Here is a 14,472-nt window from a genome sequence, read left to right on the forward strand (position 1 = left end):
CTTATAGATACCTATTAAAACCTGCACATGTTAATTATAATATCCTCTTTTGTCTAGCACGGAAAATAGTTCCGCGCCATCATATCTGAGCGAAACTTGATAGAGCGGATTTGCAATCCGTGCACTCTACTTATAAAACACTTGATCGCTCGGTTTTGCAATCCGAGCTTATAGATACCTATTAAAATCTGCACATGTTAATTATAATATCCTCTTTTGTCTAGCACGGAAAATAGTTCCGCGCCATCATATCTGAGCGAAACTTGATAGAGCGGATTTGCAATCCGTGCACTCTACTTATAAAACACTTGATCGCTCGGTTTTGCAATCCGAGCTTATAGATACCTATTAAAATCTGCACATGTTAATTATAATATCCTCTTTTGTCTAGCACGGAAAATAGTTCCGCGCCATCATATCTGAGCGAAACTTGATAGAGCGGATTTGCAATCCGTGCACTCTACTTATAAAACACTTAACACCTCTATATCGAGTTCATTCTCTAGAGTGGCATAATTTCTTGCAGAACTAAAAATATAATCCTCGGGATAGGCTACAATTTTATCTTTTACAGGATTGTTATGAATATATTTAATTTTTTGCTGTATAAACCAATTAGAATTCGCGATTTCTGCATGGTATCCATCTTGCCACACTTTGTATTGTTGATTTCGTTTTAGATGTTCACACGATGTCCCAAAATAATCTAATAGCCACTCTCTTCTACTCTCTGGATATTCTTTGACTGTCTGAATAATCTTTTTAGAGGTGAATTTCTTAAAATCTCTAATGATATCTGATAGAATTATTCCTTCCCTTGCTTTACATAACATATGGATATGACTGGGCATAATACAATACGCGTAGATTTCTAAACCTTTGTATTCTTGACAATATCGAAGGCTGTCTGTAATTACATATTTTTGCTTTACTCTGGTAAATACGTCTATCCAGCCTACAACCGTAATGGTAATAAAATAGGCCGTATCTGGCATCGTTGCTTTATACTTTGTCGACATGCTATTTTCTATAAATGAATGTAGATTGCAAGTATAGAAAAGAGTAGTTTCGTTTTTTGAAATTATAAAATTTCTTTATTAAAAACAGCATACACTTTTATGATAGTACGTTATAGATTTGAAATCTGTATTGCTGACTATACTAAAGTATGAGATGATTTTTAAACCTCCAAAAAGCATAATATAATACATATTTTCAAATTGATAGGGCCGATTTGCAATCCGTTCACAGACGTGTTTTCGAGCGAGCTGACACGAAAAATAGTTTGGATAGCGCGGATTTGCACCTAATATCCGTGCGTTACCCAACCCATACACTATATCTCACTCTTGTCCGGCACGGAAAATGGTTCCGCTCTATCATATCCGAGCGAAGTAGATAAAATGTTGACTTCTAAAAAGTTTAAAAGATTTCTTTGATCAAAATATGTCCTCGCTTAAAAACATAAAAAAACCACAACACATTTTAGAATGCTGTGATTTTTTACTATTTATTTCTCACTCATACGCTGCACATTCCTGTGTTCCGAAAATAAGCCTAAGTAAAAGTCATGCCTCCTTAACGACGACTGCCACATAACCAATAAACAGCTAACCGTTATGCTTATCTCTGAGACCACGGAACGTCTCGATTTTGACAGTATGTACGATTTCTCGACGCTTCATCGGAAGGTTCGCTTTCGCTCATCTCTTTTACTCTCACTTGACTCCTAAAAAAAGCCTTTTCCTTTCTCGCTTCATACTAACAGATCACTCCATTAACATTAGAAAGGTAGTTTGATACCCGCTGCTGTAAGCCGATATCGGTAGACCTACTACCATCTTATTTTCAGTTACGAGATTCTTTCGAACCTCTCACAGCACACTCCGCGCCATCAGGAAGGCACGAGCCTAGAGGCATCGCGCTAGCCGTTACTTAATCCTGCTCGCGCCAGCTGAGGATACTTAATTCGTACTTAATTGTAGACTCACAAAAATAAAATAAGATATCAATGATATCATAATAATTGTAAGCAATAGATTAATAATAAACCATAACTTACTCTTTTTTGATATCAAAAAAGAGCTTTTTGAAATTAGTATAAATGATGATATACTCCCTAATAAAAATGATATTGAAAATAATAGCTGATTAACTATATTCAATTCCCACGTTTGAGTAAAAATTATTATAGTTATGCTTATAATAATATATACAAAATAAATAAGTTTTATCATATTCTTAGTTTCCATCTATTATTTTTTTCACATCTTCAGATACCTTTTCTCGAACATCGTTATCGATTTTCTGATGAGAAGTATCTTCTATTTTCTTATTACTTATTTTTGTTGTTTTATTTCCATTTGTCGGTTCAATGTCTTCTCCTCCTATGGAAAAAAAATTATCTTGGAAGTAATTTATAGCTTCTTTTACGTTTTCTGGAATATTATCATTGTCATAAAAATCAGCTATATCTATGGTAATTAATAAATCAACACTAATTTCTTCATTATCATTAACAACGTTAACTAAATTATCAGCTCCCAAACTATGTCCAATAAGAATAAGTTTTCCATCGGGCTTAGATTTTCTAAAATCCTTTATAGATTTTGATATATCATTTTTTGTTCTTGAAACATGTGCTGCGGAAAAAACCGCTACTTGAGCATCATTCCTAGAACCAAATTTATTTACAAGAGTGCTCGAAAAACTATTTTCGTCCAATTTTGCGCCTGGATCATTCTGAACTTGTGTTTTACCTTTAGGAGGATTACCACCTTTCCAACCCTGAACAGCAATAATTAAATTATTAGTTTCTTTGTTTATTTCAACAGGCTCTAAACCTTCTAATTCTCTAGCATCTATAACTCTATTCCCACTAAAAACATAACCTCCCCAATCCATATAATCCTCTGTTAAAGGGTCAATGGTCATAAATCTACCGATTGCAGGATCGTGATTTCTCCATTTAAATTGTATCCAATTTAAGCCTAGTTCATTTTGCTCTTCCTGTTCTTGGAAACCATATTCGTAATCTCTACCAACAATAGTATTATTATACCCTTTATGTTGTAGTCCAAACGGATAGTAGTTCTTTTCTTCTACAATCTCAGAAGCAGTAATAGAACCATTACCATCAGCATCTTTATACGATATCCTAATATTCCCTAAATGATCCTTGTATTGATACACATAATTAAATGATGAGATTGCTTCGTTACTACTTACAATCACGGGTTCGATATATCCCTCTGGTTGATTAAAGAACTCTAACACTCCATTTTTATACACATAATTACCTGCATACTCGGTTTCTATTAAAGAACTTCCTTCTGAGACAATTTTCTTTTGTTTTACCCCAGTGGCATCGTAAATATAAGAAATAGTTCCTGTATTAGCACCATTAGAAATATTTACTGATACAGGTAAATTAAGATGGTTATAGCCGATATCGGTAATCCCCTTATTTTGATCTACAGTCATATTGCCATTATCATCATAGACATAATCATCATTTGTATTAGTCCCATCAACAAATCCATAGCCTGTATTACCCGAATCACTAACACGCATCAATTTATTACCCATATCATAGCTATAAGACAAGAGATCCATATCCCCAAATAACGTGGCATCATCATTAAGATGTCCTTTTCTATCAAGCGTTAAAATATTGCCTCTATCGTCATAAGAAATCCAATCAACAGTGTAGTTATCTTCACTACTATTCGCCTTAAAAATTCGATTCAGAGAATCATAATAATAGGTATACCATCGTTGTTGTTGATCATTTGCTGTTGCCCATTCGGTTTCACTAATATTACCATTATATAAACCATATCCACCACGTGTCGGACTATTATACTTGATTTTAAACCCAAATAAATTGTTCCCTAAATTCGCAGGATCGTTAATCCCAGTGAGCCAACCTCTGATATTATAAGAATAATGGACTTGCTGTAATGGTGATATTTCATCACTAATGTTATCTGCGACATTACCTCCTACTTTTTTTGAGGTAAGTTGCCCCAAGACATCATACACATTACTGGTAATGAGTTCTGCTTCTTGATCATTGATCGTTTGTGCTTGCGTTAACATTCTACCCATATGATCATACTCAAAACTATCAACAGTCACAATATCACTATTACCCTCTTTTTTATGGGTAGTTTTAGTTTCTAAAACTTTTCCTACAAAATCCAAATGAGTTTCGAGTATATCTACAGTACCCAAATATTGATTTTGGCTTACAGCATAAATCGGTCTAGACTTTTGATCATAATACGTCACAGAAGTTATCCAATCCTCGGTCTCTAATACTTTTACTTTGCTTCCCGTAGCTAAAGATTTGGTATTGATTGATATGGATGCTCCATATATCGTACTTGGAGTTTCAAAAACACTAGCCTCACTGGCTAAAAATTCATAGGAATCATAGTAATTTACGGTCAACACTTCTGCGTTTTGTGCATTGGGGTACCCTTGATTATCATAATACATTATAATACCTCCAATATTTGCAACACTACTTTGTTCTACCCAAAGTTGATCTGTAAATGAGTTCAGTTCTTCTTGCAATTCTGGTCGATCTCTACTATCCGTTAGTTTACCTGTATAAGCAACCCTACCAAAAGCATCATATTTTGTAAACAACCATTGGTTGTCTTGTTTTAGCAATGCATCTTGTGTTAATACGGGTTGATCGAGTTTGTTATACACGATAGACTCCCATTCCTTCCCAGGGATTTTCTTTTCGATCAATCGGTTTCTATAATCATATCGGTATTGATAACTCAATGCTTCAAACTCTGATTGGTCTGCAGTATACCATCCTTTCTTTGGTGGTAATACAAAAGTCAGGTTTCCAAAATCATCATACACATAATACGTATTCACACTATATGGTTCTTCATACCCTGCAGGTTCAACATAATTCCTTTTTAATACAACTCGACCTAGTTTATCTTTATATTCAAAAGAATTGCGTTTATTACCACCATCATTAGAAGTCCAGTTTTCATCTTTTACTTGGGTACGAAATAACTCATTAACATCATAATAACCATTATTAACTAATACTGGTTTTTGGGTATCACCGTTTTCAAAAAGAACCGAATAGTGAACAACCTCTGACCCATAGGTATTGGTTCCCCATAGGTGTTTTATAGTGTGATCATCATCGCTAGAAGCGTTTGCTTTCCAGGCAGTACCAGGAGCACCTTGCTCTAACACTCTATTTAGCGGTGATGATTCGAATATACTTTCTGAATAGGCATTTACATCGGCCGTGGCTACCCCTGTAAAATCGTTAGGATAAACAGCTTTATAATAACTATTGATATCGGTATTTATATTTACAGATCGATAACTCGCATAGTTCCCGGATGCCTCATACGGCAAGTATTCTTTATTTTGTCTTCCATAGGCATCATACTCAATATGGGTAATTATATCTTTATCATATGCCGATGCTCTTATGGCATTCTGTTGCATTGGCCTACCCAATCCATCATAATAAGTAATACTCTCAATTACATCTTTATTGAGCTCTATGTCGGTAGAAGAAGTCATCTCTTTTTGATAACTACGAGTAAACACATAATTCTGATCAGAAAAAGTTAAGGGATCATATAAGGCATTAAGACAACCTTCTTTTTTACCATATTCATTAGGGCATCGATCCCCATTATCGGCAATATAACCATCAGGTTGATCACAGACTTGCAACCAATCTGCAGGGTCACCAAATCCATCAGTATCATGGTCAGCATACCATATAGGTATAGGGATAATATCGTAATTAACTGTTACGGTATCACTCCAACAACCACTACTATTATTTACCGATCGCAAATAATACACACTGCCCTCGGTTAATGTAATAGATGTCGAGGAATTTGTGGTACTTTCTCCTGAGCGACTAGACTGCCAATACCAGGTTTCTCCATCGGGTGTAGCACCTTGCATAGTCAACATACTCTCCCCACAACTATTAATCACGGTAGGAGCTTCTGGCTCTTCTGGACTTATATTAATATCAAAATCAACAAACAGTGCAGGTCCCCAACATCCGGTTTCATCATTTCTAGCTCTTAGATATAAGAAACTTCCTGTATCGAGGGAGTAAAAAGGGCTATTAACCGTAGCAGTTACCTCCTCAAAAGTAAAATAAGCCGCAGTACCTGTTGCACTCTCTTGCCAATACCAGGTTATCCCATCAGGTGGTGTTTGCCTGGTGATAATCGTTTCATCACACTCGTTAATAACAGTTGGCATCAAAGGTGCATCAGGAATCGTAATATCATCAAATTCAATAATTACAGCATCACCCCACCAATCAAAACTAATATTTTTGGCTCGTAAGTAATATACGTTACCACTAGTCAAAGTAATGGTCTCTGAGGAGTTCGATGTACTTGTTCCCGTTGGACTTTCTTGCCAATACCAAATCTCTTCATCATCTGGACTAGCTTCCCTGGTTATAATTGCTTGCCCACAGCTTTCTTCAACAATAAATCCGTACGACGGTACATCAGGTTCTTTAGTATTAAAATAGCGCGCTTCACTCCAACAGCCAGAAACATTATTCCGTGCTCTTAGAAACATATCATCATCATTAAAATTATCTTCTTCTTTTTCAGTATACTCCAACGAGGTACCATCTGCACTTTCTTGCCAATACCAGGTTTCTCCTTCTGGAGCATCACCCATCATAAATGTGGGCCTCCCAAAATTACTAAAACTAATAATGGTGGGCAACGGCGGCATCTCAGGAGTTGTAGCTGTGTTAATTGTATATGACATAGATCGCGCAGTACCCCAACACAACGAAGTATTGTTTCTCGATCTCAAATAATATTGTGTACCACTGGTACGAGTAACCGAACTCGAAGAATTGGCAGTACTGGTTCCTGTAGCTGTATCCTGCCAATACCAGGTCTCCTCACTAGGGGACGTATCGGTAGTCAAAACTACTTTGCCACATTCGTCACTTACTGTAGGTGCATCAGGAATATCAGGTACGGTATTCACGTTATATGTTATACTTCGTAAACTACTCCAACAATCCGCTGTATTATTTTTGGCTCTTAGATAATAGGTCGTACCACTAGTACGCGTAATGGATTCTGAAGAGTTTGCAGTACTTCTGTCAGAGCTGCTATTTTGCCAATACCAGGTTACACCTTCTGGTGGCGTACCCCGAGTTAATACCGTCTCGCCACAGTTATTAGTAACTGTTGGAGCATCTGGTCGATCAGGGTCTATATCCACTGTAACATCGATTCTTCTTGCTATACTCCAGCATCCTGTTATTCTATTTCTAGCTCTTAAATACATCACCTCTGCATCACTCGTATACTTATCATTACTTTGGTCATTTCTTGATATCCCAGTAGCTGTTTCTTGCCAATAGTAAGTAATATCGTTATCCAGATCGTCGGGAATATTCATTATTACTTCTGTTTTACCACACTTTCTTTCAATAGTCGGGGCCAGTGGGATCTCTGGTTCTTCAATAATTTCGAAATAAGTGCTTACTGCAACTCCCCAATCTCCTGACGAATTATTACGCCCTCTTAAATAATAGACAGTACCACTGGTTAATGTGACTGAGGTAGATGAATTTGCAGTGCTGGTACCAGAACCACTACTTTGCCAGTACCAGGTTTCTCCATTGGGTGGGGCATTTCTTGTTAAAACAACTTGTCCACAACCACCACTTACTGTTGGAGCATCAGGTATATTAATAGTTGTATCAATAACTCGTGCCTCACTCCAGCACCCAGTGTCATCATCCTTAGATCTCAAATAAATAACATCACCAATATCAAGGGTGTATTCTTCCCTACTATTATAGAAACTAGCAAAAGTTCCCGTAGCATTCCATTGCCAATACCATGTTTCCCCAGCAGGAGCTTCTCCCATTCTAAGTGTAATTTCATCATCATCAATCTCAACATCAGGCATCGCCGGCATCGCAGGAGGATCACAAAGAGTAGCGATACTAATAACGCTATAATCGTGATTAATTGCTGTAGTATTCACAAAATTTCCTGGGGTTACATTGCTTTTTGACTGCACTCCAAAACTAAAGAGCAACAAGCTTACATAAATTCCTATGGTTTTTATTGTATTGTTCATAATACTCTTAGTTTTTATAATTGTACCTATTCTCTGATATCAAATTCCCTTCTTGATCCCTCACAAATTCTAATCGATTAAAATCATCATATTCATAATAGATGGTATAACCATTTGGATTAGTGATACTGCTTATCCCAACCAACGGATCATATGTATAGGTTGTAATCATGGTTTCGCTCATATTAGAATTATTTCGTAAATCATTAATCGAAGAAAGGTTTGAATCACTATAACTCTTAAGGCTTGCCATAGAAATACCTAAAGCTAACGCTATTTGATCATAAGAAGCATTTTCTATTTTGGCTATAGGAAATTGTTGATTGTACCCCCAAATGTATGACGTATGAGGACCACTCTCTTCAGATATTTCTAATGGTTTGCCATTTTCGTTATATGAATGATAGGTAACTCTGTTTTCTAGAGATTGTGTGTTCTTTGCTGTTTGTATTTGGCTCGGCAATACGAAATTCTCAAATTCAGAAAATTGATTACGCTTAACCTCTATAATTTCATCATCAATTTTGGTAACAGTTTGAACAAGTGTCGAGATACGGTGTAAACCATCTTGTTGTAGTTTTCTGATTTGCGCATATTCATTAGAAGTAAAATTACCTCCTTCATCAAGTGAGCTAGCCCCTGTAATATCATCGGGATAGTACATTTTTGTAGTCATTTTCTTTGCATTACTATCTGTTGTTTCAGTTCTTGTTACCTGTAAATGATCAGAATTATCATAGTAATAATCAGTATTTTGGGTTATAGGGTTTTCACCATTTATATCATATCGAGTAGTACTTTCGCCACTCAGGTAGCACCAATTCGAATAATTATCGTAAGGGTTAAATGTCATTCCTACTGGCAAAAATGTTGAGGATGAAGAGGTAACAGCTATTGGTGATCTATGAATAAACATTCCCTGAGTATTTTTCATTATACTAGCATTAACCAAATAATAATATGCCTTTTTCTCTACAGTGATGTTGTTTGCATTTTTTACAGTGATCAATCTTAATTTTCCATTTCTGGTATCAGATTGTACAGGAAAATTGGGAATGGCATTAGAATAATTTGTTACGGGTTTAAAGTTGTAAAACTCATGAATGGTTTCACCCTGATATTGATTTTCTTCATAACCAATAGACACACGACTATAACCAATATAATTATTACCAGTTATACTCAGAGGAATAATTGTACTGGAAGAACCAATTAAATATGATTGATTACTTACACAATTAAGAACAGTCCCACCTGCTGCTGCTGCAATTTTTATGTTAGAAATACTCTGATTATAATGATATATTGGATCTGCCATTAATACCCCAGAACTTACCTCTTCATTTTCTGTATGATATTCAATTTTTTTAATCATTGACGTATTACCATCTTCCATGGTAATGTTACTAATTCTTAATCCAGCAGCATCTATAGGTAAATTTGCTGTAATGGGTTCTTCTTGATAGCTCCACCAGGTTTGTACTCTAAGATATTCATGTGGGTAATGAATAAACATTTTATATCTACCAGGAGTTAAATATAATATTCTTGAGCCCTCCTGGTAGTAATCATCAGCTGTTAATGTCGGACCTTGCCCATATTGTTCCCACACTCCATTTTCCCATTTATAGTATCCTATATAACTGCCTCTCATAGCAGCTTGCGGATCCGTTTCAATTTTTTGGACGAAATAGTTAAGTGTGACTTTTACATTATCATCAACAATCTCAAACTCATTACTTTCGCAATGAATAATTTCTGGGGTGTCTGGACTCCCTGGAGCATATCCCTCACAACCAGGTCCCAGTAGTCCAGCTCTATTGCCATCATCTATAACTTTATTGCCTTGATATTGATTTGACTCCCATTCAAAAATCTGTCTTCCCCCTGTTGGAAGAGTAACTTCCTCAAGGACAAAGTATTTAGTGAATTCTTCATAAGGATCGCGATCAGCTCCCTCTAGATAGGCGCTTTGAACTTCATAATTACTATCTACATATTCCCAATAGATACCGGGAATCAAACTTCCTGGTTTTAGACTTGAATTAGAAACATCTCCCCATCGCTTTAAATTGCTATTGTTAGCATTATTAAAATAACCCCAATGATCTACCGAAAGTGTAGTTTTTGATGGAATATTAATTCCCGGATCATTATAGCTAAAATCATAATTTTGACCATTCATAGAAAAACTATCCAGTTTAAGTCTATAATATTTGGAGATTTCAGTATCTGCTACCTGTTTTTGAAAGTAATCATATGTAAAATCAGCAAACACTATTGGCTCTGTATTTGCATTACTATACACACTAATATCATCGAGTTTTTGAGGATTAGCAACAGAGTTTGAACTTGATTCCATATCAATCCTATCACTAGTATTGAATATTACATAACCATTATCAAAATTAATCCTCGAGAGATGCACATCCTTAGTCACATCTACAGTGCCAGTGTTTATTCTAGGTACTTCGGTATTTACTACCGAATTGCCTGTACTGCATATTACATTAAAATCATAAAACTTTGAAGCCGATTGACTTACTCTAATCTGACTCTGTGTTGCATGCTCATCCTCTTCATATTCAAAAGTAATTGTCTGTGCACCATTAGAAGATTCGATTGTATCTAAATACCAAGTAGTAATCATATCTGCTGTACCACCATTAGTTCTTAAGTCGGTATCAGGATTAAGAACATCTGATAAGGTTTCTGTATCACTACTATAAGAATACGTCCTTGTAGTCTCAGGAACAGAAAAGTAATATGAAATTCCTTTTGGATCTGTAATAATCCAAAGAGCTTCTTCTATTAAGTATCGTATACGAATCGCTTCTGCCTCTAGAGGCAGACCGATTATCTCATTCTCATCAGATTTTTCTATCACAAACTTTCCTGAAAAATTACCAAAATTATAATAAAAGATATCAGGTTCAGGATCATGACCATCATAAACGAGTTTAGTATAATATTCCAACCATGTACTTGAGGATGCTGAAGATTCAGGAATATCGCTAGAATTCAAAAAAGTTCTTTTACCAGAAAGTTCCGGATGATATATGAGATCATCATTACCTTTTATTACTCGAGATATGGATCCTCCAACACTAAGCGACCACCCCAAACCTACCCAACTTGCTTCTTGGCCTACTTTTATACCACCACCGTGATACTGTAATCCTATAGGAACACTTAATACTCCCGAATTAATCGTATAAATTGGAACACCTATATTTGGCAGTCCGGTATAATAACTCACTGGAACATCGGCAAATTGCGCCAAAGATGAGGCGGTTGGTGAAGGAGGCACTACTCTATTTACTAACTCTTGAGCATGCTGCAATGTCACTATAAACATTATGAGTATAACAAATACTTTTTTCATTTTATTCCATTTGAATAGTATAAAAGGAACCTCTTTGATTATAACAATCACCTTTGAGGCATCCATCTACTATGTTAATTGATCATTTTCATTTTTCCCAACGGCAAACCCTGTGCATTCTAAATTGTGTTTTTCGAGGAAATCCTCATCACCAAATGTAATTACTCATTACCTAAGTAAAAAAAACACAGAGATTCCCTTATTTCTATTGTATTTTCATTTTTCGGCTGCAAAAACACGGTTTATTTTCACTCAAACTACTGTTAAACAGTTGTTTTAAACAAAAAACTTCAAGAAAAAATCAAGAACTCATTATTAATTAAGTATTTGATATACTCATATTTTTTACCCACCTGTACTTTACAATTCATTTTATAGTCTGCTTGTTATAGTTTATGTCACCACTCTTAAAAATGTTACGATGATTTTATTATTTTTTTCACTTTTAGACACAAAACTCTATATAAACCTATTTTCAAAACTTATCTCTTTTGTTTCTGATGCAATATTACATCGAACCAGTTCTATTTTTTGAAACTCATATATTTTTTTGATTTTTTTCTAAAAAAAATACTCTTTACATCGAGTATCAGAGATCTAAGAACACCTCAATCTCTATAATCTTTGATTAGATAAAATTGTCTGGATATTTAAATTGGTGGATCTATTCTCAGATTATAGTCTCTTTGAAACATAAAACTATAGTTCATTGACATACTAAGTAACGCGTATAAAAACCAGAAAATATCACAGTTTCTGGTATCTCAAAACTGCACCACCAAGACGCAGTGCTTGCGGCGAATTTATGATTTAATCTTTGGTCTAACTGACACTGAATAATTCTGCTAGTATGATCACTAGAGAAGTTCCTATCCTCACTTCACTTCTGTATACACTGGCTGACTTTAATATTCACCCTTTATATTTGGGGTATTACTCATGATTTTTTAGTGCACTACATGTTACAGAAAGAATTACAATATACCCTATCACAAACGCCTCAATAAATTGAATACGTTTTTGTAATAAATCATTGGTAAAAAAGAGGAATTTATAATATAATACTAGGTCTCAAGTGCATATCAAGGACACCATACCAAGTTAACTATTAAACAGAAAATGGATGTATACATATTATCTATACACGATATCTTCTAAAAACTAAGAATTAAGCCAACATCTAAACTCGGCCACTTTATTTTTACTGATAATGATAGGTTTGGGAGATTTAGGAACCACTTCAATTTTTAATTGATTGTTTCCATATTTTAATATTTTATCGATTGACTTAACAGATAAGATAAACTGTCTATTGGCCCGAAAAAACAAAGTACTATCTAAACCACTATATAACTCCTCTAGACTACTATTGCTATTCGAGGTCTTACCATCTAAACTTTTTACATAAATGATCGTATTCTCCATATATATATGAGCAATATCTTCGACATCTAATGAAACCAATTCATTTTTAGCGTACGTCAAAATTCTTTTTTTGATCGATTTATTTTCTACTACTTCCTCACTCACATTCATACTGGCATCTACTTTTGCTTTGTATACAGATAGATCCTGATTTAGTTGAGATAAATTAAGAACTTCTTCAGAGAGTTTTTCATTTTTTAATTCTAGTCTTCTTTCATAACTACTCCCAACAAGTCGAACCATAAGAAATGACAATAATACAATGACAGTTCCCGTACCTATATAAACGACAATAAAATTTGTTTTAAGACGATCATGTTCCTCATTAATCTTGTCCATATTTGCGTGTCCAGCAACAATCCAATCAACATGATCAACGGGAGCAATGTATATTATTTCTGAAGTAGGATGTGTTCCTATAAAATTTCGAATCCCTCCTCCTTCTTTTTTATGTTGTAAATAAGAGTAAAAATCTTTTGCATTAATCTCATCCCCAATGGCCGAAACATAAGATTTCTCTGGCAAGGTTTTTTTACCTATTTTTCTGGGGTCTGGATGACAAATCTGTTTTCCGGTACGATCAAAAACACATATAAACCCAATTTCGGTATTGGTATTCTCGATACTTTTTTGAACCGTTCGTATAATCGTTTCTTTATCAACATTATCCTTAATTTGAGAAGACATAAAATTGGCTATTTGCCTAGATTCTCGCTTGCTTGATTCAATCTGAATTTTTAGAAACTGTTCAGTACCTAGCCCCAAAAGATAGGATACACTAAAATATCCTACAATATAAACTATTGTAAATAGTGATAAAAAGGTCAAGAAATAAAGTTTATCTTTTCTCATTAGGGTTGTTTCTTATTCTTTAAACAAAACAATAAACATAGTACTTATTAGCCAAAAGCCTGATGCTTTTTACTATAAATATATATTCAGCTTAAGCGCTATAAAATGAGCGTTGTGTGTGATGTCTTTGTCAAAGTTATGATCTCAGACTAGATACTAGACAAGAAAATAAATCTCAATTACTACACAATTCTCAAATAAGGTATAGTAATATCAAGAATGTTCTATGCAAATATATAAAAAGGGGGATGATATTTAAAAACACAAGATTCACTTAGGTGCTTTTTTTCCTTTTTAACACCATTTTTTTCCGTTTCGTGTTTTTTTTTTGTGTTAACCCTCTTTATCTGTGTTACTTTGTGTCTCTAAAGGAATCACTAGGGATAGATCGAATACCAAAGACGTCCCCATAATAAATGTGATGTATCCAGATTCCTTATAATTGCCCCTAACCTATGAAATCCTGTCGGCACTACTGACAGGATTTTACTATATAAGTAGTTCAACAGAAAAAAAACAGTTGCAATACACTAAACTAAATCTCTTTTCTATCGAAGTAGTTTTATACAGTACCACCCATATCGTTGTCACTAAGTTGCGACTTTCTACTATTGATTAAGAGCACTACTCTTTTATCAAAAAAATGCTGTAACATTTCAAAAAAA

At 34.8% G+C, this 14,472-nt stretch carries 4 protein-coding genes; all 4 read right to left on the reverse strand.

Features of this window, described 5'->3' with window-relative positions; all coding sequences use genetic code 11:
- Positions 1-464: 464 nt before the first annotated feature.
- Entirely contained in the window at positions 465-1,019 is a 555-nt protein-coding gene (locus DZ60_RS0105190; protein ID WP_025741030.1) for an REP-associated tyrosine transposase, read from the reverse strand.
- 1,222 nt (positions 1,020-2,241) lie between these two features.
- Entirely contained in the window at positions 2,242-8,145 is a 5,904-nt protein-coding gene (locus DZ60_RS0105195; RefSeq protein ID WP_025741031.1) for a DUF6443 domain-containing protein, read from the reverse strand.
- A gap of 7 nt (positions 8,146-8,152) precedes the next feature.
- On the reverse strand, positions 8,153-11,530 hold the full coding sequence (locus tag DZ60_RS0105200) for a hypothetical protein (protein WP_152537370.1): 3,378 nt from the start codon (positions 11,528-11,530) through the stop codon (positions 8,153-8,155).
- Positions 11,531-12,691: 1,161 nt separating this feature from the next.
- The gene (locus DZ60_RS0105205) at positions 12,692-13,807 is read right to left on the reverse strand and encodes a LytTR family transcriptional regulator (RefSeq protein WP_025741033.1); all 1,116 of its coding nucleotides are present in this window, start codon (positions 13,805-13,807) and stop codon (positions 12,692-12,694) included.
- Positions 13,808-14,472 lie beyond the last annotated feature (665 nt).

It is taken from the genome of Aquimarina pacifica (genome assembly GCF_000520955.1).
In the GTDB taxonomy this organism is placed as follows: Bacteria; Bacteroidota; Bacteroidia; order Flavobacteriales; family Flavobacteriaceae; genus Aquimarina; species Aquimarina pacifica.